The organism is Dyadobacter sp. HNCC25DJ185, from assembly GCF_056895195.1.
This window is the reverse complement of the sequence record NZ_JBXHAR010000006.1, coordinates 215,032-242,031: the sequence shown is the minus strand read 5'-3', so window position 1 is coordinate 242,031 and position 27,000 is coordinate 215,032. Positions and strand designations below refer to the sequence as shown.

General features: G+C 45.3%; 21 protein-coding genes. 13 read left to right on the top strand and 8 right to left on the bottom strand.

Translation table 11 applies throughout. The features are described from left to right. The 8 genes from rpoB (at window position 1) to AC1XUF_RS18480 (ending at window position 15,113) form a co-directional block, all read left to right on the top strand. The gene (gene rpoB, locus AC1XUF_RS18515) at window positions 1–3,864 is read left to right on the top strand and encodes a DNA-directed RNA polymerase subunit beta (protein ID WP_483343314.1); all 3,864 of its coding nucleotides are present in this window, start codon (window positions 1–3) and stop codon (window positions 3,862–3,864) included. An 80-nt stretch (window positions 3,865–3,944) separates the two neighbouring features. After that, complete coding sequence (rpoC, locus tag AC1XUF_RS18510) at window positions 3,945–8,267, top strand: DNA-directed RNA polymerase subunit beta' (RefSeq protein WP_483343313.1); 4,323 nt, start codon at window positions 3,945–3,947, stop codon at window positions 8,265–8,267. A gap of 140 nt (window positions 8,268–8,407) precedes the next feature. Further along, window positions 8,408–8,734, top strand: a complete 327-nt coding sequence (locus tag AC1XUF_RS18505) for a DUF3467 domain-containing protein (protein ID WP_483343312.1) — start codon at window positions 8,408–8,410, stop codon at window positions 8,732–8,734. Between the two features lie 69 nt (window positions 8,735–8,803). Beyond that, window positions 8,804–9,265, top strand: coding sequence for a (2Fe-2S)-binding protein (locus tag AC1XUF_RS18500; RefSeq protein ID WP_483343311.1), 462 nt, complete (start codon window positions 8,804–8,806; stop codon window positions 9,263–9,265). Window positions 9,266–9,267: 2 nt separating this feature from the next. Next, window positions 9,268–11,412: a xanthine dehydrogenase family protein molybdopterin-binding subunit gene (locus AC1XUF_RS18495; RefSeq protein WP_483343310.1), complete on the top strand. Its 2,145-nt coding sequence runs from the start codon at window positions 9,268–9,270 to the stop codon at window positions 11,410–11,412. A 137-nt stretch (window positions 11,413–11,549) separates the two neighbouring features. Then, window positions 11,550–12,515: a hypothetical protein gene (locus AC1XUF_RS18490; RefSeq protein ID WP_483343309.1), complete on the top strand. Its 966-nt coding sequence runs from the start codon at window positions 11,550–11,552 to the stop codon at window positions 12,513–12,515. 43 nt (window positions 12,516–12,558) lie between these two features. Beyond that, a complete protein-coding gene (locus tag AC1XUF_RS18485) occupies window positions 12,559–14,499 on the top strand; it encodes a KUP/HAK/KT family potassium transporter (RefSeq protein ID WP_483343308.1) in 1,941 nt (646 codons plus the stop codon). Window positions 14,500–14,747: 248 nt separating this feature from the next. Then, window positions 14,748–15,113 (top strand): hypothetical protein, encoded by a 366-nt coding sequence (locus AC1XUF_RS18480; protein WP_483343307.1) that lies wholly within the window; start codon window positions 14,748–14,750, stop codon window positions 15,111–15,113. 104 nt (window positions 15,114–15,217) lie between these two features. Here AC1XUF_RS18480 and AC1XUF_RS18475 read toward each other — a convergent pair whose 3' ends face one another. Then, on the bottom strand, window positions 15,218–15,469 hold the full coding sequence (locus AC1XUF_RS18475) for a hypothetical protein (protein ID WP_483343306.1): 252 nt from the start codon (window positions 15,467–15,469) through the stop codon (window positions 15,218–15,220). A 223-nt stretch (window positions 15,470–15,692) separates the two neighbouring features. On the opposite strand from AC1XUF_RS18475, the gene AC1XUF_RS18470 reads away from it, so the two are divergent. The 4 genes from AC1XUF_RS18470 (at window position 15,693) to AC1XUF_RS18455 (ending at window position 18,584) form a co-directional block, all read left to right on the top strand. Further along, window positions 15,693–15,998 (top strand): hypothetical protein, encoded by a 306-nt coding sequence (locus AC1XUF_RS18470; protein ID WP_483343305.1) that lies wholly within the window; start codon window positions 15,693–15,695, stop codon window positions 15,996–15,998. A gap of 543 nt (window positions 15,999–16,541) precedes the next feature. Then, window positions 16,542–16,964, top strand: a complete 423-nt coding sequence (locus tag AC1XUF_RS18465) for a DUF1801 domain-containing protein (protein WP_483343304.1) — start codon at window positions 16,542–16,544, stop codon at window positions 16,962–16,964. 106 nt (window positions 16,965–17,070) lie between these two features. Further along, complete coding sequence (locus tag AC1XUF_RS18460; RefSeq protein WP_483343303.1) at window positions 17,071–18,324, top strand: MFS transporter; 1,254 nt, start codon at window positions 17,071–17,073, stop codon at window positions 18,322–18,324. A 32-nt stretch (window positions 18,325–18,356) separates the two neighbouring features. Beyond that, window positions 18,357–18,584, top strand: a complete 228-nt coding sequence (locus AC1XUF_RS18455) for a hypothetical protein (RefSeq protein WP_483343302.1) — start codon at window positions 18,357–18,359, stop codon at window positions 18,582–18,584. A 12-nt stretch (window positions 18,585–18,596) separates the two neighbouring features. Here AC1XUF_RS18455 and AC1XUF_RS18450 read toward each other — a convergent pair whose 3' ends face one another. Next, complete coding sequence (locus tag AC1XUF_RS18450) at window positions 18,597–19,349, bottom strand: GntR family transcriptional regulator (RefSeq protein ID WP_483343301.1); 753 nt, start codon at window positions 19,347–19,349, stop codon at window positions 18,597–18,599. A 186-nt stretch (window positions 19,350–19,535) separates the two neighbouring features. Between AC1XUF_RS18450 and AC1XUF_RS18445 the strand changes: the two genes are divergently transcribed. Beyond that, window positions 19,536–21,119 carry a family 43 glycosylhydrolase gene (locus tag AC1XUF_RS18445; RefSeq protein WP_483343300.1) on the top strand — a complete coding sequence of 528 codons (1,584 nt, stop codon included), beginning with the start codon at window positions 19,536–19,538 and terminating at the stop codon, window positions 21,117–21,119. Window positions 21,120–21,156: 37 nt separating this feature from the next. On the opposite strand, the gene AC1XUF_RS18440 is transcribed toward AC1XUF_RS18445, so the two are convergent. From AC1XUF_RS18440 to AC1XUF_RS18415, 6 genes are all read right to left on the bottom strand, one after another. Further along, window positions 21,157–21,624: a hypothetical protein gene (locus AC1XUF_RS18440; RefSeq protein WP_483343299.1), complete on the bottom strand. Its 468-nt coding sequence runs from the start codon at window positions 21,622–21,624 to the stop codon at window positions 21,157–21,159. After that, window positions 21,621–21,974, bottom strand: a complete 354-nt coding sequence (locus AC1XUF_RS18435) for a hypothetical protein (protein ID WP_483343298.1) — start codon at window positions 21,972–21,974, stop codon at window positions 21,621–21,623. Before AC1XUF_RS18435 ends, AC1XUF_RS18440 begins: the two co-directional genes overlap by 4 nt. Window positions 21,975–22,000: 26 nt before the next feature. Continuing rightward, entirely contained in the window at window positions 22,001–22,201 is a 201-nt protein-coding gene (locus AC1XUF_RS18430; protein ID WP_483343297.1) for a hypothetical protein, read from the bottom strand. Then, window positions 22,198–22,380 carry a hypothetical protein gene (locus tag AC1XUF_RS18425; protein ID WP_483343296.1) on the bottom strand — a complete coding sequence of 61 codons (183 nt, stop codon included), beginning with the start codon at window positions 22,378–22,380 and terminating at the stop codon, window positions 22,198–22,200. The genes AC1XUF_RS18430 and AC1XUF_RS18425 overlap by 4 nt, the downstream gene beginning before the upstream one ends. Window positions 22,381–22,475: 95 nt before the next feature. Continuing rightward, window positions 22,476–25,832 carry a putative type IX secretion system sortase PorU2 gene (porU2, locus tag AC1XUF_RS18420; protein ID WP_483343295.1) on the bottom strand — a complete coding sequence of 1,119 codons (3,357 nt, stop codon included), beginning with the start codon at window positions 25,830–25,832 and terminating at the stop codon, window positions 22,476–22,478. Between the two features lie 596 nt (window positions 25,833–26,428). Further along, entirely contained in the window at window positions 26,429–26,617 is a 189-nt protein-coding gene (locus AC1XUF_RS18415; RefSeq protein WP_483343294.1) for a hypothetical protein, read from the bottom strand. Window positions 26,618–27,000: the final 383 nt, after the last annotated feature.

Genomic DNA, 27,000 nt, shown 5'->3' with positions numbered 1-27,000 from the left:
TTGGCTACAATTAAAGCAACACCTAGAAAAAACTTCTCGAGGATTAATCAGATTATCGATTATCCAGATTTGCTAGGAATCCAGGTACAATCGTTCAGGGATTTCTTCAGTCTTGATACTTCGGTAGAAGATCGTTCCGGAGAAGGATTGTACAAAGTTTTCGCCGAAAACTTCCCTATTGCCGATTCACGCGACAATTTCGTACTGGAATTCATCGATTATCTCCTTGAACCGCCGAAATACTCGGTTGACGAATCTATTGATCGCGGGCTGACTTATGCAGTTCCGCTTAAAGCTAAATTACGGTTGATCTGTAATGATGCTGACCATGAAGAATTTGAAACCATTGAACAGGAAGTATTCTTAGGAAACATTCCTTACATGACCGAAAGGGGTTCATTCGTAATCAATGGTGCAGAGCGTGTGATCGTTTCGCAACTTCACCGTTCACCTGGTGTGTTCTTCTCTATGAGCAAGCACACCAACGGTTCAAAACTGTATTCAGCGCGTATTATTCCGTTCAAAGGTTCATGGATTGAATTCTCGACCGATGTGAACAACGTCATGTACGCGTACATTGACCGTAAAAAGAAATTCCCAGTAACTACGCTTTTGAGAGCGATTGGTTTCGGATCTGATAAAGACATTCTTGATTTGTTCGGATTGTCGGAAGAAATCAGCGCAACCCCTGCCAACTTGAAAAAAGCTGTAGGGCGTCGTTTGGCTGCGAGGGTTCTTCGTACCTGGACAGAGGATTTTGTAGATGAAGATACTGGTGAGGTGGTTTCCATCCAACGCAATGAAGTGTTGCTGGAACGCGACTCTACAATTTCTGCCGATGACATCGATGTAATTACTGAATCTGGTCAGAAATCAGTAATCCTTCATAAAGAAGATATGAATGTCGCGGATTATAACATTATCTATAATACGCTTCAAAAAGATAGCTCAAACTCTGACAAAGAGGCTGTTGAGCAGATATACCGCCAGTTGCGTAATGCAGAGGCGCCTGATGAACAAACTGCCCGTGATGTAATCCAAAGTTTGTTTTTCAGTGACAAACGTTATGATTTGGGTGATGTAGGTCGCTACCGTATCAACAAAAAGCTGGGTTCTGATACCAGCCTTGATGTTCGCGTTTTGACTACCGGTGACATTGTTTCCATCGTGAAGTATCTGATCGGTTTGATCAATGCCAAAGCGGTTGTAGATGATATCGATCACTTGTCAAATCGTCGCGTTCGTACAGTAGGTGAACAGCTTTACGCTCAGTTCGGTGTAGGTCTTGCTCGTATGGCGCGTACCATCAAGGAGCGTATGAACGTGCGTGATAATGAAGATTTCAAGCCTGTTGATTTGATCAATGCGCGTACATTGTCTTCTGTCATCAACTCATTCTTCGGTACTAACCAGCTGTCTCAGTTCATGGATCAAACCAATCCGCTCGCTGAGATTACGCATAAGCGTCGTATGTCCGCACTTGGGCCAGGTGGTCTTTCCCGTGAAAGAGCCGGTTTCGAGGTTCGTGACGTTCACTACACGCACTACGGTCGCCTTTGTACCATTGAAACACCTGAAGGTCCGAACATTGGTTTGATTTCCTCTCTTTGCGTTTTTGCAAAAGTGAACGGAATGGGCTTCATCGAAACTCCCTACCGCGTGATCGATAGCGCTGGTAAGCTGACCGATGAGCTGATCTATATGACTGCCGAGGAAGAGGATTCCAAATACATTGCTCAGGCCAATGCCTCGGTTGATAAGGAAGGAAATTTTACGGTAGAAAAAATCAAGACACGTTTCGAGGGTGACTTCCCGATGGTTGACCCGTCGCAGGCATCTTATATGGACGTGGCCGCCAACCAGATTGTATCGGTAGCAGCTTCATTGATTCCATTCCTGGAACATGATGATGCGAACCGTGCATTGATGGGATCTAACATGCAGCGTCAGGGAGTTCCTCTTTTACGCCCACAAGCACCTATCGTAGGAACAGGTCTTGAAAAACGCGTTGCGATGGATTCGCGCGCGCTGGTTGTAGCCGAAGGCGATGGAGTGATCGAATTTGTAGATGCTAAGAAAATCGTTGTGAAGTATGATAGAACAGATGAAGACCGTCTCGTAAGCTTTATTGAGGACAGCGTTTCTTATGATCTAGTAAAATTCCGTCGTACTAACCAGGATACTTGCCTTAACCTTCAGCCAATGGTTCTGAAAGGCCAGAAAGTGAAGAAGGGGGAAGCACTTTGCCAGGGATATGGTACCGAAGGTGGCGAACTTGCTCTTGGACGTAACCTTTTAGTAGCATTCATGCCTTGGCAGGGATACAACTTTGAGGATGCGATCGTGATTTCCGAGAAAGTGGTTCGTGACGATATTTTCACCTCAATCCACATTGAAGAATTCGAGCTGGAAGTTCGTGACACCAAACGCGGAGAAGAAGAGTTGACTGCGGAGATTCCAAACGTAAGCGAAGAAACCGTTAAGAATCTGGATGAAAACGGTATTGTGCAAGTTGGTACAGAGGTAAAAGAAGGAGATATTCTGATTGGTAAGATTACTCCAAAAGGAGAGTCTGATCCGACTCCGGAAGAAAAACTACTCCGTGCGATATTTGGAGACAAGGCTGGCGATGTGAAGGATGCTTCTAAAAAAGCGCCACCATCTATGAAAGGTGTTGTTATTGACACAAAGCTTTTCTCTCGCCCAACCAAAGAAGAGCGTGCAAAACATAAAGACGAGCTTCGTCTGTTGATGAAAAAATACAGTCGTGATTTGACTGCATTACGCGGAAGAATCATTGATAAGCTGGTTCAATTGACTGACGGCAAAACAACTCAGGGTGTTAAGCACAAATTCGGGGATGAATTGATCAGCAAAGGAATGAAGTTCAATGTGAGGAATATCTCTGAAAACTTGTTCCCTGCTAATAACCCATACCGCGATGAAAGCCAGTATGCAGTACCTGAAGAAGTAAACCTGATCGGTGACGTTCTGACGGATTCATGGACTGAGGATGCTGAGACAAACCGTCAGGTGTCACTTGTTTTGAAAAATTACCTGAATGCTCGTAGCGAAATCATGGGCCGTTTCAAACGTGATCGTTTTGCGCTTGAAGTGGGTGATGAGCTTCCCGCTGGTATCGTGAAATTGGCGAAGGTTTACATCGCTAAGAAACGTAAATTGAAAGTAGGAGATAAAATGGCGGGTCGTCACGGTAATAAAGGGGTTGTTGCCCGTATCGTCCGTGATGAGGATATGCCATTCCTGGAAGATGGAACACCGGTTGATATCGTGTTGAACCCACTGGGGGTACCTTCACGTATGAACATCGGTCAGATCTATGAAACCATCCTTGCTTGGGCAGGGTTGAAATTGGGCCGTCGTTATGCGACACCAATTTTCGACGGTGCAACAGAAGCGGAAGTAGCAGCGGAGTTGAAAGAAGCGGGCTTACCAGCATGGGGCCGTACTTATCTGTACAATGGTTTGAGTGGTGAACAATTTGACCAGCCGGTAACCGTGGGTCTGATGTACATGATGAAGCTTGGCCACTTGGTTGACGATAAGATGCACGCCCGTTCAATCGGACCATATTCACTTATTACGCAGCAACCTTTAGGTGGTAAGGCGCAATTCGGTGGCCAGCGGTTTGGAGAAATGGAAGTGTGGGCGCTCGAAGCATTCGGTGCATCCCATATTCTTCAGGAAATCCTGACAGTGAAGTCAGATGACGTTGTTGGCCGTGCCAAAGCATACGAAGCAATCGTGAAAGGTGAGAACCTTCCGAAACCAAATATTCCGGAGTCCTTCAACGTACTTGTTCACGAGCTTCGTGGATTGGCTTTGGAGATTACGCTGGACTAATTTATAGTCGTTGGCGCGCGAAAGCGCGCCATCAGAAAATCAAATTGAATTTCGACTTTTAGACAAACGACTTTTTAATTATGTCTTTCAAAAAGAACAAAAAACTAAATAGTGATTTTTCCAGAATGACCATCAGTCTGGCGTCACCTGAATCTATTCTTGAGAGTTCATTCGGTGAAGTGACCCAGCCTGAAACCATCAACTACCGGACCTATAAACCGGAAATGGGTGGCTTGTTCTGCGAGCGTATTTTCGGGCCTGTGAAGGACTGGGAATGTCATTGTGGAAAATACAAACGTATCCGTTACAAAGGTATTATCTGCGACCGTTGTGGTGTGGAGGTGACTGAGAAAAAGGTACGGCGTGAGCGTATGGGCCACATCGAGCTGGTAGTTCCTGTAGCACATATCTGGTACTTCCGCAGCTTGCCGAACAAAATCGGTTACCTGCTTGGATTGTCTACCAAAAAATTGGATCAGATAATTTACTACGAGCGATATGCAGTAGTTCAGCCAGGTGTTAAGGAAGAAGATGGTGTTAGCTATCTTGACTTCCTGACAGAGGACGAATATCTGGATATTATCGACAAGTTGCCTCGTGAAAACCAAATGCTTCCTGACACGGATCCAAATAAGTTTATCGCGAAGATGGGTGCTGATGCGCTTGAAATGCTTTTGAACCGGATCAAACTGGATGAGCTATCCTACGAACTGCGTCACCAGGCAGCTACTGACACTTCTCAGCAACGTAAAGCGGAAGCTTTGAAACGTCTGAAAGTGGTTGAGGCATTCCGTGATGCGAACACCCGTATCGAAAACCGTCCTGAGTGGATGGTGATCAAAATGGTACCTGTAATTCCACCGGAACTTCGTCCTCTTGTACCTCTTGACGGTGGTCGTTTTGCAACTTCCGATTTGAATGACCTGTATCGTCGTGTGATCATCCGGAACAACCGTTTGAAACGTCTGATCGAGATTAAAGCGCCTGAGGTGATCTTGCGTAACGAAAAAAGGATGTTGCAGGAAGCCGTTGACTCGCTTTTTGATAACAGCCGTAAAGTAAACGCGGTACGTTCGGAAGGTAACCGTGCATTGAAATCCCTTTCTGATATGCTGAAAGGTAAGCAAGGACGTTTCCGTCAGAACTTGCTGGGTAAGCGTGTCGATTATTCAGGTCGTTCGGTAATTGTTGTAGGGCCTGAATTGAAACTGCACGAATGCGGTTTGCCAAAAGATATGGCGGCGGAATTATTCAAGCCATTTATCATTCGCAAGCTGATCGAGCGCGGGATTGTTAAAACTGTAAAATCAGCGAAGAAGATCGTAGACCGCAAGGACCCTGTGATCTGGGATATTTTGGAAAACGTGTTGAAAGGACACCCTGTTCTGCTTAACCGTGCTCCAACATTGCACCGTTTGGGTATCCAGGCATTCCAGCCTAAGCTGATCGAAGGAAAAGCGATCCAATTGCACCCATTGGTGTGTACTGCATTCAACGCTGACTTTGACGGTGACCAGATGGCCGTTCACGTGCCATTGGGTCAGGAAGCCGTTTTGGAAGCGTCTATGCTGATGCTTTCTTCGCATAACATCCTCAACCCTGCCAACGGAGCGCCGATCACGGTACCTTCGCAAGATATGGTTTTGGGTCTGTATTATGTTACGAAAGGCCGCGTAAGTACTCCTGAATATCCGATCATTGGAGAAGGGAAAATCTTCTACGGACCAGACGAGGTGGTTATCGCCATTAACGAGGGAAAACTTTCGAAACATGCGAATATCAAATGCCGTCTGAGAGTTCGCAATGATGACGGAACTTTCGAAACCAAGTTGACTGATACCGTGGCTGGACGTATTCTGTTCAACCAGGCGGTTCCTGAGGAAGTTGGTTATATCAATGAATTGTTGACCAAGAAAAAACTTCAGCAGATCATTGGCTTGGTATTCAAAATGGCGGGTGTTGCCCGTACAGCTCAATTCCTGGATGAAATCAAAGAACTTGGTTTCCAAATGGCCTTCAAAGGCGGTTTGTCAATGGGATTGAACGACGTAATGGTGCCGGAAGAGAAAGAGAAACTGATCGAGCAAGCTAAAGCAGACGTTGAAAACGTTTGGAGTAACTACTTGATGGGTCTTATCACCGAAAACGAACGTTATAACCAGGTGATCGATATCTGGACTCGTGTTAACTCACGAATCACAGAGACGTTGATGAAACAACTGGAAACAGATCAGGGTGGATTTAACTCCATTTATATGATGATGCACTCAGGTGCACGTGGATCGCGCGAACAAATCCGTCAGTTGGGTGGAATGAGGGGTCTTATGGCCAAGCCTCAGAAAAACATCGCAGGTGGTGCAGGTGAAATCATTGAGAACCCGATTCTTTCTAACTTTAAAGAAGGTCTTGACGTTCTTGAATACTTTATCTCGACGCACGGTGCCCGTAAAGGTCTTGCAGATACGGCCTTGAAAACGGCTGATGCAGGTTACCTTACCCGTCGTTTGCATGACGTTGCACAAGATGTAGTTGTTGTTGAAGAGGACTGCGGATCACTCCGTGGTATTGCAATCTCCGCATTGAAAGACAACGAAGATATTGTTGAGCCACTTTCTGAGCGTATCCTTGGACGTGTAAGTGTCCATGATGTATTTGATCCGTTATCAGGTGAAATTATTCTGACTTCCGGACAGGAAATCACCGAAGAGATCGCTTCCTATATTGACGAAACCAGCATTGAAACGGTTGAAATCCGTTCGGTACTGACTTGCGAAACACGTAATGGTGTTTGTGCAAAATGCTACGGACGTTCACTCGCATCGGCACATATGGTAAATATCGGTGAAGCTGTGGGTGTAATTGCATCGCAGTCAATCGGTGAGCCTGGTACGCAGCTGACACTTCGTACATTCCACGTGGGTGGTACGGCTTCGAACATTTCAGTTGAAGCAAACATTAAAGCGAAATTCGATGGTGTTATCGGTTTTGAAGATCTTCGTCTTGTTCAGTCTGTAAATTCAGAAGGAGATGAAGTAACCGTAGTAATGGGACGTTCAGGGGAAGTTAAAATTACAAATCCTGAAACAGGTCAATTGTTGATCTCGAACAACGTACCTTATGGAGCGCACCTTTTGGTAAAAGATGGCGACAAGGTTTTCAAGGGACAAGAACTTTGTACCTGGGATCCATATCACGCAGTGATCCTTTCGGAGTTCACAGGAGCAGTTTCCTTTGATGCAATCGAAGAAGGCATCACATACCGCGAAGAATTTGATGAGCAAACCGGCTTCCAGGAATCGGTAATCATTGAAACACGTGATAAAACCAAAAACCCGGCTATCGTGGTGAAAGGTAAGAGTACGCTGTTGAAAGACCAGACCGAAAAAGGTTATAACCTCCCTGTTGGGGCACGTTTGGTGGTGAAATCGGGTACTGCCATTAAAGCGGGTCAGCCTTTGGCGAAAATTCCTCGCGTAGTTGGTAAAACCCGTGATATTACCGGTGGTCTTCCACGTGTGACCGAATTGTTCGAAGCCCGTAACCCATCTAACCCTGCTACGGTTTCTGAAATCGACGGTGTGGTATCTTATGGTGGTGTGAAACGTGGTAACCGTGAGATTCACATCGAATCAAGAGACGGAACTCAGCGTCGCTATATGGTGGCCCTTTCTAAACACATTCTGGTTCAGGATGGGGACTTCGTAAGAGCAGGCGATCCGCTTTCGGACGGGGCAATTACTCCTGCGGATATCCTTTCTATCAAAGGACCAACTGCAGTTCAGGAATATCTGGTGAATGAAATTCAGGAGGTATATCGTCTGCAAGGTGTGAAGATCAACGATAAACACATCGAGTGTATCGTACGTCAGATGATGCAGAAAGTGGAAATCCTGGATGCTGGTGATACCAACTTCCTTGAAATGCAGCCAGTTGACCGTGTTGTGTTCCGTGAGGAAAATGATAAGATCCTTGACATGAAAGTGGTCGAAGATGCTGGTAGCTCAGAAACACTGAAACCAGGTATGATCGTGTCTGTTCGTCGTCTGCGTGATGAGAATTCAAGCTTGAAACGTCGTGACCTTAAATTGGTTACTGCGCGTGACGCACAGCCAGCGGTGGCAAAACCAACATTGATGGGTATCACACAAGCTTCTTTGGGTACCGAAAGTTTTGTTTCTGCGGCCTCGTTCCAGGAAACAACAAAGGTATTGAGTGAAGCAGCTGTTCGTGGAAAACGCGACGAACTGAAAGGTCTGAAGGAAAACGTAATCGTTGGTCACTTAATCCCTGCTGGTACAGGTATGCGCCAATACGAAAGCCTGATTGTCGGATCGAAAGAGGAATTCGATGCGCTTACGGAATCGCGTGATAAGCAATCCCGTAAGAAAAGAGAGTTAGTCTAGTAAGACAGTCCTATTTATAAAAGAGCCGGTTCTGCCTATGCAGGCCGGCTCTTTGCTTTTTGATGCTGTTTATTTTTAGTAATTTACCCAGCCAAAGACTTTGAGCTGTCGGCGGCTTGCAGCTATTCAACAATCAACTCATGAAAGAGGATAAAGAAAACGAACAACAGATTAACGTAGAATTGTCGGAAGAAATGGCAGAGGGAGTTTATTCCAATCTCGCCATGATTGCCCACTCCAACAGTGAATTTATTCTGGATTTTATACGTCTGATGCCAGGTGTTCCCAGGGCAAAGGTAAAGGCGCGCATCATCATCACTCCAGAGCACGCAAAGAGACTGATCGCCGCATTGAAAGATAACATTCAGAAATATGAAGATCAATATGGCATGATCCAGAGTTCACAGGATAACGAGCCCACGTTCAATTTCCCGATTAGCTTTGGTGGTCCGGGCGGAGAGGCTTAGGATCAACATCTTGCACTTTTTTTGTAACTTAGGTCGCTTCTCAGTAAGAACCATCTCAATTTATTCATCATGGCGTTATTCAAACTTTCAGTTAACAATCGCGCATACAACGCAGACGTAGAGCAGGACACTCCGCTTTTGTGGGTATTGCGCGATAATTTAGGATTGGTAGGTACGAAATATGGCTGCGGGATTGCTCAATGTGGCGCCTGCACCGTACATCTGGATGGGAAAGCGGTAAGATCTTGTGTCCTTCCGGTTTCAGCTGTTGGAAAGTCAAAGGTTACAACTATTGAGGGATTGTCTGAAAAAGGTGATCATCCCGTGCAAAAGGCCTGGGACGAAGTGGATGTAGCGCAATGCGGTTACTGTCAGGCAGGTCAGATCATGACCGCGGCGGCGTTTTTGAAGGAAAAGCCGAAGCCCACAGACGAAGAAATCGTAGCTACGATGAGCGGCAACATCTGTCGCTGCGGAACTTATCACCGTATTCGCGAAGCCGTAAAAGTAGCCGCCTCTAAAACTAATTGACTATGGGAACATTAGATCAGACATCCAGACGTGATTTCATGAAAATTGCCGGTGCTGCGGGCAGCGGGTTATTTTTGGGATTCAACTGGTCCAATTCAAATGCTTTGCCTGTGGTGGTGGATGCCAAGGAAATCGCAGCAGGTTTGATACATTTTAATGCTTATCTCTCAATTGGTACGGATAATACCGTCACGATTGTATCACCGAATCCGGAAATAGGCCAGGGGATTAAAACTGCTTTTCCAATGGTGGTGGCTGAGGAACTGGACGCAGATTGGAGAAAGGTTAAAACAGTTCAGGGTAACCTGGACACAACGATATTTGAAAGACAGGTTACCGGCGGCAGCGGCGCTGTGCCTCATTCCTGGGAAAGACTTCGTAAGGCTGGTGCTACCGCAAGGTATTTATTGGTTGAAGCTGCAGCCTCTACCTGGAAAGTACCTGCCTCCGAATGCAGCACCGAAAGCAACAAAGTGCTTCATAAAGCTTCAGGCAAGTCACTTTCTTATGGGGAACTGGCAGAAACAGCTTCAAAATTAACCGCTCCCACGGAGATCAAATTAAAGAATGAAAAAGATTTTAAACTGATCGGACAGGCGGTCCGTAACGTTGACAATCACAACATTGCTACTGGCAAACCGCTTTTCGGACTGGATTTTTATAGAGAAGGGATGCTTTTTGCGGTGATCCAGAGGCCCAAGGCATTTGGCCTGAAACTGAAATCCGTCAATGCGGATTTGGCTAAATCCATGCCGGGAATCGTGGATGTAGTAACGTTCGAAAATAGTGTGGCGGTGGTAGGAAAGTCTACCTGGCAGGTAAAAAAGGCTAAGGATGCGCTGAAAATTGAATACGAGAAGGCAGCGGACCTGGAAAGCTCGTCAGACCATAACCGGATTTTTTCGCAGCTGATGGACAGTGGGCAGGCAACCGTTCGGCGCAAAAATGGGGATGTAGATACCGCATTCAAAAATGCGGCCAAAGTCATTAAAGCGGAATACCAATGTCCTTTCCTGCCTCATAGCCCATTGGAGCCCATGAACTTTTTTGCGCATGTTCGTGAAGACGGCGTTGAGCTGGTAGGGCCTACGCAAACTCCTGATCGGGCCCGTACTGAGGTAGCCAAGTTGACTGGAATCGCCCCGGAAAAGATCACGGTAGAAATCACCCGTCAGGGAGGAGGCTTCGGCCGCCGACTGGCCGCCGATTACGTAATTGAAGCAGCCCAAGTTTCAAAACTGGTGAAAGCTCCGGTGAAGGTCATATGGACACGGGAAGATGATATGACTGGCGGCACTTATCGTCCGGCAGTCAGGTACCGTTTTGAGGCGGCTTTGGATGCAAAAGGAGAGCTGATTGGCTATAAACTAAGAGGTGTTGGGATGAACTCAGGAAATCCGACACGTGAAGACAATTTTCCATCAGGCTCGGTGGATAACCTTCTTATTGATTCCGTTGAGCATAAATCACCGATTACCACTGGCCCCTGGCGGGCCCCGATCACCAATTTCCTTGCCTACGCAGAGCAATCCTTTATCGACGAGATCGCGGAGGCCGCAGGTAAAGACCCGGTTGAATTTAGGCTTGCGCTCTTGGAAAAAGCAAAAAAATCACCGGCAGGTGATGTTAAATATGATGTGGACAGAATGATTGCAGTCATCAAAACCGCTGCGGAAAAGAGCAACTGGGGAAAGAAGAAAGATGTTTACCAAGGATTCAGCGTTTATTTCTCGCACCGTTCCTATGTGGCCCAGGTTGGCGAAGTGAAGATTGAAAAAGGGAAACCCGTTTTGAAAAACATTGTCGCTGCGGTGGATTGCGGTATTGTGATTAATAAAAGTGGATCATTGCAGCAGGTAAGAGGTGGTGTTGTGGACGGTATTGGACATGCCATGTTCGGTAACCTGACATTCAAGGACGGAACGCCTGATCAAAACAATTTCAATGGTTTCAGGCTGATAAGAATGAATGAAATCCCCGAGGTGGAGGTGCATTTCGTGGATAATGGCATTTCACCGACTGGGTTGGGTGAACCTGCACTGCCGCCAGCAGGTGGTGCAGTTGCAAATGCTTTCTACAAGGCTACCAAGCAACGTCTTCGTAACCAGCCGTTTATTAATGAAGATGCCTTTAAAGGAATTTCTTAGTATTTAATTAAGCTAAATGAGCAGACAGTAAGGTGAAAATGTGATACGGCATTTTTATCTTACTGTCTTTTATTTGGAGAGAGTTCTTCGTTGCCGCTTTTCGATTGTTTATCCTAAACCTTACATACTAAATGAAAATGAAATTATTAACCGTCTTGATACTGATAATCAGTAGCATCACTGCATTCAGGATCGCGGATTTTCCGGAAACGGAGATTGGAAACGGTATCATCAAAGCGAAGCTGTATTTACCCGATGAGACAAAAGGATACTATCGTGGGACGCGTTTTGATTGGGCGGGAGTGGTGCCGAGCCTGGAATACAAGGGACACTCTTATTTCGGGAAATGGAATCAGGCCCCTTATGATGCTAAACTGCACGATGCAATTATGGGCCCGGTAGAAGAATTTACGCCATTGAGCTTTGAAGAAGCGAAACCGGGCGACCCGTTTGTTAAAATAGGGGTAGGTACCCTTGTCAGACCAAATGAACGTGGTTACTCATTTGCAACCGACTACGCTGTTAAAAATCCCGGAAAATGGACGGTTAAGCCTGGGAAAAACCAGGTGGAATACACTCATGAACTTGTCGACGATCTGGGCTATTCTTATGTTTATAAAAAAACATTGAAACTTGTAAAGGGAAAGCCGGAACTTGTTTTGGAGCATAGCCTCAAAAATACAGGTAAGAAAACCATTGAAGCCAATACTTATAACCACAATTTTTTCATGATCGACAACGAACCCTCCAATGAAAATATCAGGATTGTTTTTCCTTTTGACGTAAAAGGGGAGGGGAAAGGTTTTGGCAGCATCATCAATGCAAAAGATAAGACTTTGAGCTATACCCGTGAGGTCGTCCAGGGTGATCAGGTATTCAGCGCCGGGTTGCAGGGCTTTGGCACGTCTTCCAAAGATTATGACATCAGGATTGAGAATACAAGAACCAAAGCCGGCGTAAGAATCACCTGCGATCGTCCTGTGGAGAAGATCGTTTACTGGGCTTGCCCTACCACATCCTGCCCGGAACCCTATATCAAGATCTCAGCGCAGCCTGGACAGGAGATCAAATGGCAAATCAATTACGAATTCTATACTTTTTAATACAGATCTCATGGGCTTCTGTTTAGCTCTTTAATTACTACAAATGGGTTCGCATCAACATCTTGACAAAGCATCGGCGGCAGGTTTGCTCGTTGCACTCGGTATCATTTATGGGGACATAGGCACATCGCCTCTGTACGTAATGCAGGCGATTATTGGTACCGGCCAAATTTCTGACGAGGTTGTATATGGCGCGGTTTCCTGCATTTTCTGGACGCTCACACTTCAGACGACCATCAAGTATGTCATCCTGATTTTGAGGGCGGATAACAAAGGTGAAGGAGGGATACTGGCGCTTTATGCATTGGTAAGACGCAAAGCTGCCTGGCTAACGGTGCCAGCAATTATCGGGGCCAGCACGCTGCTTGCCGACGGCATTATCACTCCGCCAATTTCGGTTTCATCGGCTGTGGAAGGATTAAGGATTCTCTATCCGCACATTCAAACGATCCCGATCGTCATTGGCATACTAACCTTGCTGTTTATCATACAGGTTTTTGGTACTACAATAGTTGGCCGGGCCTTCGGACCGGTCATGATGATCTGGTTTTTAATGCTGGCCGTCCTCGGTGTTTCTCAGGTATCGGGCCACCCCGAAATATTAAAATCCATCAGTCCTTATTATGGTTACCAATTATTAGCGAACCATCCTGGAGGTTTCTGGATGCTTGGGGCAGTATTTCTGTGCACAACCGGAGCAGAAGCTTTATATAGCGATCTCGGGCACTGTGGCAGGGGCAACATTCGGATTAGCTGGATATTTGTCAAGATATGTCTGATATTGAATTATTTCGGACAGGGTGCATGGCTGATTGTGCATTCCGGGGATTACCTGAACGGGAAAAAACCTTTTTACGCCATTATGCCCGACTGGTTCCTGCTGCCTGGTATTGCTATCGCAACGATGGCGACCATTATTGCCAGCCAGGCATTGATTAGCGGATCTTTTACATTGATTTCAGAAGCTATTCGCCTGAATTTCTGGCCAAAAGTGAGATTGGTTTACCCTAGCGATAAAAAAGGCCAGCTATATGTTCCCAGCGTCAACTGGCTGCTATGGGCCGGTTGTATTGGTATCGTTTTGTATTTCAAGGAGTCGTCCCATATGGAAGCGGCTTACGGATTGGCTATCACACTGACCATGATCATGACTACGTTGCTGATGTCGGTCTATTTGTATGCCAATAATTTTAATAAAGGTTTTATCGCCGCCTTTCTGATTGTATATATGGCCATTGAAGGGTCGTTTCTGGCTGCCAACCTGCTCAAATTTACGCATGGCGGCTGGGTGTCCCTGCTATTGGCAACAATCATTGCATTTGTGATCACCGTCTGGTTAAAAGCCTTCTATATCAAACTCCGCCTTACGGAATTCGAAAGTCTTGAAAAATACATTAACCCTTTAAAAGAACTCAGCAACGATATCAGTATTCCAAAGTATTCGACGCATCTGATATTCATGTCCAATGCGTCGCATGAATCGGAGATCGAGAGCAAGATTATCTACTCCATTTTTTACAAGCGTCCCAAACGGGCTGATATTTACTGGTTTGTGCATGTAGATACAACCGACGAGCCTTATACGATGGATTACCACGTCAATGTCCTGGCAGAAGACGATGTGATCAAGGTTACTTTCCGTCTTGGTTTCCGCATTGAGCAGCGGATCAACTTGTTCTTCCGGAAAGTCGTGGAGGACATGGTACTGAACAATGAGGTGGATATTACAAGCCGGTACGAATCGCTTAACCGCCAGAACATCACAGGAGATTTCAGGTTTATCGTTCTCGAAAGGTATTTGTCCATTGAAAACAACCTGCCTTTTATGGAAGAGCTGATCATGAAGATTTACTTTGGTATTAAAAGCATTACCACTTCAGAAGACAAATGGTTTGGGCTTGATAGCAGTGCGGTAAAAGTGGAGAAGGTACCTTTAGTTTTGACGCCCGGCGAACGCATTAGAATGAAACGGGTTTATAGCTAGAGTATCGAAATATTTCTATCCAAAATTTATTTAATTATTTTTTTGTCCGCTGTTTTTCCTCTGCGGTGATGGGTATTCAGATACGCAGTTTGTGGATAACAGTTTTATTTATAGCCCGTTTAGTCCGGGTTCGTGTGGTTATGGCGCTGTTTACGTGGGCTTTTTATTTTACAGATTCTGGAATGCTTTTAATAGTGAATGAGTTACCTGGATTTTCCAGCTTCATCAACTAAAATCAGAACTGAAAAATGAAAGCTTTTCGTGCAATGACAGTGGTCGTGTGCCTCGCAGTAGCGGGCGCAGGCTACGCGCAGACAGCCCCGGTTGCGGGGCAGCCTGTACCGCAAACCAATCCTGCCCCGACAACGCCTGAAACCGATAAGAAATCGGAGTTCAATGCCCCGCAATCCCCGTCAAGACCTGCTCAAATCCCATCAGAAGACACTTTGATTAAGAGTCAGAGGACTTCCGGTGCAGTAATGCAGGACACGCTTGTACCTTCATCGGACAGAAAAAAAGACCGTATGGGCCGTCGGAAAAACAAAAAGGGTACATCAGAAATGGATGATTCCACTTCGACAAACGCGAAGACGGATACGATCAGAAAACCTTAGAGCGTAGATTTTATACGTCAAAAAGGCCAGAAAGCGATTCCTGGCCTTTTTGATTAAGACTTTGAGTGTCAGTTTGATACTGATAGATTGACGGAGCGTTCAGTCTACCCATTGGAAGGGATCTGAACCGCTGGTTCCAGCTCATATTCCCAGAAGGGTTGCGTTACGACAGCTTTGTTCTCATTTACCCAGGTGCACCATACTTTACCATTATAAGCCCTCTTGATGATAGGAAGCGACAAATTGCCATTCGCATAAGTAACAGTTTCGACGATTTGGTACTCATCTACCTGCATTAACCTGGATCCGTTTTTTTCCTTCACCCAGTCGTCTTTTACAAATTTTAGAGTGACCATTGGATTTGAATTTAGGAGAAAGTTTTGGTAGCGTCTTCCAAATGTCGTGCCATATAAATAATACATTTTTAAGGTCGATTGCCTAATACCGCTGATCAGATATAGTCACGTAGAATTATTTCAACAAAAATTCAATAGCACGCATCCCGGCAGATTCCAAGTGCGTATATGGGAAGTATTTGGTATCCAAGCAGTTTCTATGATCAAATAATCTACCTGAACCATGCGGAGCAATAAGAAAACGGTCCTCTCACTTAGCAACGAGAGTTTTAAACACTACCTGCTGTTACAGTACGTCAGCAATTCCACCGACCCCAAATGGAGGCGACTACATTTAGTTTCTCAGGACATGATCCAAGCTGAAGTTTGGATTCAGCTTCATAATTATGCGAAGGCGGATGTAGAAAGCCGCGGCGGCCGGTTGACCGGTTATGAAGTGATCAATGAAAGAATTGTAAGGCACGACCGCATCAGGACCAATTTTTGGCCCGCTAACTGGATGTGGGTGATATCAAGAAAAGACGCATAGTTTGTTGAATTATGCTGGTTTTAAAGGGACGGTTTTTCAGCCGTCCTTTTTGATTGATATTTTCACTTTAAGGGTTTAAAGAGTAATCAAAATGGCCATTAAGCCGGTCAATCAGATATTTTGTTTATTACGCTTATTTTTGTTTTTTAGAAGCTGATGATAGCACAAACGCAAGTCTTTATTTCTGGTGCCGACAGTTTAAATCTTTCCGGGTACCGGCAATAATTCTTGACCCAAATGGCGATTTGCTTGCTCTTACCGAAGGCAGTGCAGATGGAAGGCGCGACTTTGGAGATAAAGATATTCGCCTCAAAAGAAGCAAGGACATCTCTGATATTCAGTCGGTCAACCAGAAAGGGATACTAAATTCCGAGTGGTGGTTATCCGTTCCAACGGAGAAATGAAATAGGCCACCACACCTATTTTGATAACCATCTGCCCGACTAGTTACGGAGGCAATGTCCTGATTATAAGTCTATTGTTTTTGAAAGAATCAATGAGAAGAAGTAAGTAAACCGGATTTTCAAACGATCCATTTTCAAAATGGCAAAGAACAAAACCACCGAAACATCTCTCAGCGTCAGCGACTTTATGAATGCGGTTGCCGATGAAACCAAGCGCAACGATAGTTTCCGCATCGCCGAACTGATGCGGCAGCAAACTGGTCTTGAACCGAAAATGTGGGGGCCAAGCATTGTCGGTTTTGGAAGCTATCATTACAAGTATGACAGCGGGCACGAAGGCGACGCACCACTGATTGGCTTTTCTCCACGAGCTGCATCCATTACTTTATATATGGGTTCTTTTCCTAAAAAAGAAGCACTATTGCAAAAGCTCGGAAAACACAAAACCGGAAAGGGTTGCATATATGTCAATAAGTTGAAAGACATTGATCAGGAAGTCCTTGCCGAAATGATTGCTGATTCCTTTCAAAGCGCAAAAAGTAAATACCCGTCGGGGGAGTAGCTCCAAAATTGTAAATATTAATTTTTTGATAAATTATTATAAAAACTTGTTTTTGGCATTTTCTGATTTTATTTTTGAATTCAATCAAGTTAGTGCGTTAAGTTAAATGAGGCAAAACTCTATCTGTTGGATTGTTGTGTTGATGGTTTTTGTTGCCACAGGATTAAGTTTCTTGGACCGACAGGTGCTGTCTATCGCCATCATCAAAATCCAGAAGGAGTTTGCATTTGACGATGTGGCTTACGGCTGGGTTAACACCAGTTTTTTATTGAGCTATGCATTGATGTTTACCTTAGGAGGATGGTTGATAGATCGTTTCGGCGCAAAAAAGGGTTTGGCCGGAGCAGTGGGCGTCTGGTCAGTCGCCAATGCATTACATGGTTTGATGACCAGCCTTCCCCAGCTGCTGGCTTTTCGATTCTTTCTCGGCATGGGTGAGGGCGCCTGCTTTCCCGGTGCGGCGAAGACTGTATACCATTGGTTTGACAAAAAGGAAAGGGCATTCGCCAATGGTATTGCCATTGGCGGGTCGGCGATCGGAGCGGTGATTGCGCCGCCTTTAACCATTTACATTTCTGAATATTACGGATGGAGGGCGGGGTTCGTGATCCCGGGCCTCATTGGTATTGTCTGGGTGGTTATTTGGTTGCTTGTTCCCTGGAATAAAATCAATATGGTTGGTTCACAGGACGATGACAGTGCTATAGCTGCCATACGATTTACGACAATCCTGAAATTCAGACCGACCTGGGTGTTTGTTTTGATGCGTTTTTTACTGGATCCTGTGATGTACTTTATGATGTTCTGGATCCCGAAATACCTGAGCGAAGTGCGAGGCGTGCCATTTGAAAGGATAGGCAGTTTGTTTTGGGTGCCCTTTCTGGCGCTCGGTATTTCAAATATACTGGGTGGCTTTCTTTCCGACCGGCTGGTTAAAGCAAATTTAAGTGTCAATACGGCCAGAAAAACGGTAATGGGAATAGCTGCTTCACTTACGCTGGCTGTCCCGATGATCGCTTATGTTTCGGCTGTGGAAGCTGCTGTGGCTTTAATGGCGCTTTACATGCTTGCGCATGGATTCTGGATCACGAACTATATTACTTCTATCTCGGATATATTCGGTCAAAAGGCGACTTCCACGGTCGTGGGGCTTTCGGGTACGGCCGGGGCGTTGTCTAGTTTGATACTTAACCCGTTGATAGGTAATATGATACATCAGTACAGTTACAAGCCGCTTTGGATTGCCTCGGGACTGTTATATCCGATTGCATTTGTGGCTTTCGTACTTCTGGTTCCCAGGATCAGGCCGCTATTTCAAGAAAACACTGAAGCTGAGCCGACGCCGGATATAGCAGCATAGCATGGATCGGCAAAAAACAACAGGTATATCATGTGCCCGGTGAGAAAGGTATTGTTAAGCGTTTCCAGGTGAGCGGGTTAAAAGGCGCAAAATTTTGGGTATATGCTTCCGACAGGGTAACCGAAAGTCAGTTCCACGCTTATCTCAATGCAGGCTATCCCCAGAAAACGGGCAGGGTTACCTTCAAAAAAGGGGACGAAAAGTGGGGAGATTATTTTGCGGTCGAAAATGTCACTGGCAACCTGGTCGTATCCTGGTAGACAACCTCTCTGCTAAGTCATATCGTTGTAATCCGGGTTGGCGCTGATCGCGAACTTGTATTTGTCACCACGGTAATAGGACCTTTCAATCTCTACAACCTTATCATCTTTACAGATCACCGCGCTGTCGAGGATAAACATCGGTGTGGATTTGGTGAGCTCAAAATTGTTCATTTCCGAATCCGGCTCAACGATTTCAGTACTGAGCGTTTGCTTTACTTCTTCAATGCGCAAATGATAAGTGTTTTCGTAGACTTTGAAATAGGATATCTCGGTAGGCATCCGGTTAATTTTCGGGCAAAGGCTCAGCGAAATGTATTTGATCTCGTCCTTGATGATCTCGTCGTCGGCATAACGAAGCTGGTGGATTTTCAGGACCGGACCTTGTACAATGAAATGCTTTCCTCCTATGTCTGAGGAGATACCATCGTCCAGGATTGTTTTTTCGAGAACCAGGTTATGCGGTTCGAAGCCCTCAGCGATCAGGCTTTCGTGAAACCCGCGCCTGGTAGCGTTGATCGAGCCCAGTGTCCGGATCAGATGATGGCCCACGGTACGGTTCAGCACAAATGTCCCTTTTCCTTTGATCCGCTTTGCCCAACCTCTGTTTTCTATTTCGAGCAGGCTTTTCCGGGCGGTTGTATTGCTTACGCCGTAGTTTTTGATGAGCTCATTTTCCGAAGGGATTTTGTCGCCCGGCTGTAACTCGCCGGATTTGATTTTATCGATGACGGAGTCACTGATGCTCTGGAATTTCGGTCTCATGGTGAAGTTAGGCGCAGCAAAAGCATTAAAAGAGGGTCTAAAATAAATAATTAATCGATGATAAGCAGCAAAATGTATAAGAGATAGATCAAATCCGATATGTAAAGCGGGCCTGGGAAGGTATTAGATTTGTAAGAATATTTTTGTGATTCCGATAAATGTAAATACTTGCAAATGAATAATATAGTGAGAAAGATAGTTTTGTTTTTATTACTGATTGTACCTTGCGCAACGGCACAATCCCAAAACGCAGGTAAACCGAAAAAGTCGCGAAACGGCAAAGGCAAGCTGGAACCTGTTACCATTATCAATTTCAATCAATCGGGAAGGCAGGTCACCAGATTTGATATCGCGGGAGATGCGGTAGATGCGCATGATGGGGAGATTGCGTATTTCGACGGGACTTACTATTTGTACGGTACCAGCTATGACTGCGGATTTGCCTGGCAAAACAAGACAGCCCCTTTTTGTGGTTTTAAAACCTATTCTTCACCGGACCTGGTCCATTGGACGGACAGAGGTTATTTGTTTGATGCAAAAAACCCCGTCTGGCAAAGCCGCTGCAATGGAAATACATATGGCTGTTTCCGACCTCACGTGATCTTTAATCAAAAGACCAGCCAATATGTTTTGTGGGTCAATGTATATGACAACCGTGTGGGGTTCAGGGTCTTTACAAGCAGTGAACCGACCGGGCCGTTCACCGAAGTTGAAAATCCTAGGCTGGCGGTTAACAACGACGCAGACGTGGCTGGGCTGAACAACGGGGATCACGATACCTTTGTGGACGAGGACGGTACTGCATACGTTGCCTACACCGATTGGCGGACGAAAGGGACCATTGTAATCGAAGAGCTGACCCCAGATTATCTTTCGGGAACCGGCCGGCACGTGAAAGCCATTACCCCCGGGAAAACAGAAGCGCCAGGATTGATGAAGCGAAATGGAATTTATTACCTGCTCTATTCCGATCCGAATTGCGGATACTGTTCAGGAACGGGAACTTCCTACCGGACAGCCAAATCACCTCTGGGTCCTTGGTCTGAGGGTATCAAAATCGGCGATAAGTCCTGCGGAGGGCAGCCATCATTTGTTTCGACGATCCGCTTTAATTCCGAAACCGTCTATTTGTACGGCAGCGACCTGTGGAACAATGCGGCCAAGAACGAAGCGCTTGCCAACTACTTTTGGGCACCGTTAAATTTCGATTCGACCGGGGCAATTAAACCTATTCTTTGCAATCCTTCGGAGAATGTCCATATTCGAAAGGGAAAGGCTTCTGAACTTGCAATGACAAGGAACTTGGATAATACCTCAGGAATTCAAGGTTTTACGACCCAATGCGATATTAGCAAAGGTGTACAGCGTACCCAATCTTTTGTACCTAAAAAGTCTGGGATATTGTCTTTGGTCCATTTCACAACATTCAGGAATGGCTATCCTGACGCAGGGCTCGAAATAGCGATTTTTGCTTCAGGCCATGCAGGTGCGCCCATCGGGCCACCATTGTATGCAACGGTCGTGCATGCAGATTCAATGGGTTGGGCCGCGAAAAAGATCTCCATTGCACCTGGGATAACAGTCGCCAAAGGCGGGAAATATGTGATTGTCGTGAAATCGGAAAGTACAGCCGGATGTTACGGATTTGAGTTCAATGATTCGCTCCCTTATCCGGCGGGTGTGGCAACATTCAAAGCTGGCGGCAATGCGGACTATGTAGTCGATAAAAACCGCAGTCTGAAGTTTGAAACTTATGTCAGAGGCAAATAGAGATTTGTTGCAACTGCATGACGAAAAGGTCGATCCATTACAGGGTGAGCCCAAAGCCAGTCCTGACGGAACCCAGTACATGTTTGGTTTCAGGCTGGATTTTCAGAAGATTGTAACTAAGGTTTACAGAAAGATCAAGATAAGCCCGTTTGAACAGTATTTGCTGGTATCCTGTCCCTGCTCCCAGTCCAAGATGTTTCTTCGCCCTTCCGACACTGAATATGGTTTCACTGTCATAGTAGACGAAATCGCTGTACGGGCCTAAATAAAGCCCTGATAAGTTATTTCCTCCGGTACCTTTTCTCAAAGCTTCTTTTTGATCAAGATAATAACGAAGATGGAGCGAAGGCTGAACCTGGAAATCATTGCTGACAAGCTTTTTATCAGCGGGTAACGATAGCCCGTATGAAGCAATGCGCAGGTAGTCTGCGATCAACTGGGCGTTCAGAGAAAAAGGGCCGCTCTTAAATTTTCTTTCATAAGCCAGTCCGACAGTGCCATTCATAAACTGAGAAGAAATGTAAATTTTGGGCCATAACAATTTCCATTGCTGCTGAAGAATTCGTCACATCGCAAAACCTCGCACAAGACCGTGTTTTTGTTGCGTTTCCAATCCCCAAAGGCCAGTCCCATGCTTGTCCGGGAGGCGATGGAAAAATCACTTTTTTTGTCTGGGCTGTAAATGGGAAGGGCCGGGTAATATCCTTTCAGGTATTTTTGGTAAGATATGCCGACGGCGAATTCCACGCGTCCGTAGTTGAGAAACCTTCGCTGCAATCCGAATTCAAGACCTATTTTTGATAATTGGTAGTCAGCAGTTCCTCGTCCCCAGCGTTTTTCTGCAACAGCTGCCACAAAATTTCCTGTAAAGTTGTTGACGCTCACGCCCTGCTCAATTCCATAATACCATCTCCATAAACGGTACCTGCCAGTGTTCCCGAAAAGCCTGATTCCCGTCCCCAGGCACCATTGGCCCCGATTGAAAAAGCAGGCAGTAGCTTGTATTCGTAGCCCATGTTGTAGGATGTACTTTGGATCTTCCCGTTTTCCAATGAAAAGACGTAATTCGGATAGAATGTCAACCCCAGTTTGTATATATATGCCGCGTAGGCACATACGTCATAAACACATTCTCATATTCGTCGATAAACCGGTACTTTTCAATTGAAGCATGCTCTTCTAAGTAGGTTACACAAACGCTATCCTGTGCAAGCAGAGCCTGAAACGGCAGCAGAAATAGAACCGATAGTAAAACTTTCATAGCGAATGGTTATGGGCAGGTTGCTTACCAAAGGCTTTGGTTTAAAGCAAGGAGGCCATTGCCGCAATGAAACGTTGTGTGGGGCGGCTAAAAATTTATCTGACCAGGAGCACTTTACCGGTAAGTGTTTGGAAGGATATATTCTGATTATTGATCAGGAAAACCTTATAAGTAAAGAGGCCGGATTCGGTATAAGAGGGCAGCCAGTACCATTCTGAAGTCAAAGACCATATAGGGATAGAAAAACTTTTGTCCTCCACCGCAACGCCACGCAGATCGTAGATTACGTAACGAATTGATTTTAAATCAAAATGTCTGGCAGATTTTAGCTCAAATCGGAGATAGGAAGAAGCAGGATTTGGACTCACCACCAGCTTCGTAGCGAGGTCTTCCTGATCGATAATCTCAAAACGTATCCTATATGGTTGCGAAATCGCATTTCCAGAACGGTCTCTGGCATTGATCAGAAGTTCATAAATCCCAGTGGTCAAATGGGTCGGGTAAGTCAATCGATAGGCCCGGATACTCATGGAATCCAGTTCTATGCTGCTATTGGTATAAGTTATTTTCTCGAAATCACATTTATCATCGCCACATTGTTTGACATAAATGTCGATCAGTGCAGTATCGGGGAAAAGCTGCCTGTCATCGGACAAAAGAAGATTTAAGACGGGATTGGGTGCGATCATTTCGTCTTCTTTGATTCGTCTGTCATTAAACCTGACCGTTAACACCGGAGCGATGTTGTCTTTTACATTTTTGGATGAGAATGAAGTTTTACCTTTGATTAAATCCCAGTCGATGATCAACTCTGCGGTATTGTTTGCGACAGTGAGCTCGCTGATGGTGTGCTTCGGGTCTATCTGGACCTGGATGCTCTGAATATCCTTTGAGTTAAGAAAGGAAATCAGCAAAGTGTCTTGAAAGGCAAACGACTTTAAAGACTCCGCCCTAGCGACACTTCCCTTCTTCCCAAAATAGGTGACCGTCAATGGAATATTTTGTCCATTTACAAACCTGCCGTTATTTGAAATGACTACGCTAACTCGAACGGAATCAGACGCTTCTATGGATTTAGTTGCTGATTGGGAATTGAGAGTAATGCTCTCGTCAGGATCGAGGGAATAATCGGGTTTGTCAACTGTAATCACTCTCAACGCCGGATCTCCCTGTAACAGGGATTGATGGACGTTTGCCAAACTGTAGGGATCTTTATTTTTTGATACAATATCGTCAGCTACAGCCAATTGAATTTTTCCAATTGGAAGACCGATTGTAGCCGAATCCACGAACATGTAATGGTATAACCTCTGAAGATATTTTGCAGCGGGACTTACGAAGCTTTCAAAAGAGTTGGCAACAATGGCTACCGTTCCTCTGTCTGGAGCCAGCAACCAGTCAAGCGAAAGCGTAATCCTGTCACCGGCATTTGGGTTTTTCGGATGGGTGTTGAACCTTGCACTGAAGATGTTTCCGACGCCACAGCCATTGAAATACATCATAGGATATTTGTGCAGGTTATTATAACCCCTTGAAGCATCAGTAATATAACCGATATCCAAATCCGTAACAATAGGCGACCCATGCCCGAAAAAGGTGATGAGCCCGGCTCCTTCATTTACATCGGCAGTAATATTTACACGCTCGGGTTCCTCCATCGCTTGCTGTTTCACAAATTGTTTCACCTTTCCTCCAAGCACACCGTTGGTGACCGCTGGCTCCAACGCCTGCAAAAAGCCCTTTAACTGCGTGATTTCGTCTACCGTTTTGCCGCCGTTCAGATGCAGGACATTCTTTCGCCAGCCATAATTTGCTGTGCTTTTGCTTTCGTAATCCTTTACTTTTTGCAGATAATCAACAATGTTCTGGTTTGTCAAAGCAGCCAGGCGACCAACCGGGATCGCAGGAATATCTGTAGGCGTGCCGGCTAATCCCTCTACGAGCAATATATCGGAGGCAGGATATCCAATTGTAGGTACTTCTTCGGGAAGCTCTCGTACCATTCTCTCATTATGTGTGATGGACTTTCCGATCAGGAAAAGATGTTTGTCCTTTCCTCCCTCAGTAAGCATATACGACATAAACTTTCTTATTGCTACCGGACTTGGTTCGCCGTAGTTGAATTGATTATAGATATCTTTTATGTTGACAACCAATGGCTTAAAGCTTCCTCCCGCCCCAGAAGCCCGATAGTTGGCGTATTGCGTAGCACCTTGATATAAACTATCAGTAGTAACGATGATATAGTTGGGCTCCTTAGGAATAAAGGCTTTGAACTTGATTTCCCTGATCTTGGCAGCATCTACATTGACTACCTCACTCGTAGCCACCAAAAGCTGGTTTTTGCCGGGCATACGAGGAACCATCAGATTTTCGTAGTCCCCTTTTATGATAATGGGATTATAGGAGTCAGTAATATCCAGGAAAATGAAGTTTGGCGACGTCCCTCTGGCGGAGATTCTGCTCCATGTATCTTTTACGGGTTCGAGCCCGAATTCTTTACTTAGTTGATTTTTAGTTTGAAACAGCTGAGGGAATTGAATAGAAAAATAGGCCAGGGAAATCCAATCCGGCTGTCCGGTACTGATTTTTTTTAAGGCCAGGATCCCATTCTTGTCGGCATCAGTATCTTCAGGCAAAAGATCAAACGAATATTCTGTTCCGTTAAAACCGGAATTTCCAAGAGTGGTTACAAGACGTAAAGATTGGGCAGTTTTACCAACATATACGCCAATTTTACGGTCGAGATCGCTTCTGCCATGGACCAGCAATTTGATCGTCGGCTTTTGAACGTTATTGACAAAATTGGTCAGCTTGAATTTTTTAACGATCAAGGCGCTATCAGCTTTTCCGGTCCTGCTAGCAGCCAACTCGAAATAACTATTAAAAAAGGCGGGCTTTGTATGGGCAACCTGTGTACTGAGAGAATATTCTTCTTGTGAAACAACCGTAAGTGTCGCTTGATGAAACGGCAATATTGAAACCTTACTGTCGACAGCCTGATTGACAATCTTGGCTCTGTTACCCACACTTTCACTGACCGTCAGAAAGTAAGAGCTTTCATCTGAATACATACTAAAATATGGATTCAGCCGGGAATTCATGGGTCGGTATAACAGCGAATCGCTTGCACCGTCGTTGGGGACGGCATAAAACAGGATTTCGCTGTTAGATGTGCTTATGATGGACACTTGCTTACCTCTCCGCCACAGCTGAAATTTTTCAGGCGAGTCGATCGGGAAAGTTTTCGGCAGGGAGGAAAAAGGTATTTTGTGTAATCCTTTTTTTGCTATTCCAATTTTTACGTAGGGTTTGCCATAGTTAATCCAACTATTGGCATAAGGCGCATCCCATTGCGCATATGCCCCAAATTGAATCAGGAGGGCAGCAAGAAGCAGCTTAATGCTGATTGAAATCCCTTTTTTGTTACTGATGAGTGTACTTGTTTGCATGCTTGATGTACCAGCGGCTTTTTGGTGAAAGAAGACTGCCAGCTGCCGTGATTATGAAGATGTATCGGGAAGTGACAGATTCGCAAGATGTGTTTTGCTTTCTTTTAAACCCTTTCTATTTATCAATCGATTGGTACGAGTTAGCTAATGGCAGGTGGGGTTCGCCGTCGTCAGAAGTGGAGTGTGGTCTCAGTGTCTGCGATCAGCACCTGCACTAATTCTGCCGCTTTTGTATGTTTAGAGCGAATGGATTTTTGTCCTGACCAGAAATTGATCATATCTTTTATGTCTTTAACCGCGCTTTAAGATGATGAAGCAGGATAGGTTCCGGTTGGAGAATCCAGTGCACGCCTCAGAAAAGAGGGACGGTGCCCACCCGCTTCAAATCCTGCAGCGACAGTAGCGTCGACCTATGCCTCTTCCATAAACGGGGCTTTATCTAATGTCGTAGCCGCGCCAACCAGTTTAATGCAAAGCCTCCGGGCTTCATCCAGTATTTTCAGAGGATGGAATGCCAAAAATGAAACTAAAAACGGCAGGCCTGATCTCCAAAAGTACTTCCATCTGTTTCCGGAACTTGGAAGGGATATTTGGATTTAATTCAGGGAGTGGAATATAAGCGAATCGAAGTAAGGCTTGAAGAATGCTGCTACTTTTTCCAGACTTTCTGTGGGATAATTCATCAAGTCTGCATGGACGACCGAAACCAAGAGGTTGATATTGAAAGGCTTATCTGTTTTGGATTTAATGGCCAGCCCTGCCTGAAGCAACTGTTCCGGGGGCAAGTATAAGCGCCAAAGCTTCCTAATCCACCAGCATTGCATCATACTGCGGCCGAAAGTTCCGGAGTTGAAAACCGCCTACCATCGGACCTGGGAAGATTGGATATTTGATAACAAGGAGCTGGGTTATTCTGGTTTGGTTCCAGATGGTGTTGAATGGTTTGATTGGTTCTCTGAATGTTAGCAATCTAGTCGTACAAAATAGAGTTAAAATTTGGATGTTAAAATGGAGTTGAAACTTTCGCAGCAAGGCATTTTTCACAATGCCCTAAAACCAAAAAAGCCCGGTCGTAAGACCAGGCTTTGTCGGGATGACAAGATTCGAACTTGCGACCCCTAGCACCCCATTGGATATTTATTGTATTATTCCAAGAAGTTTTGTTAAG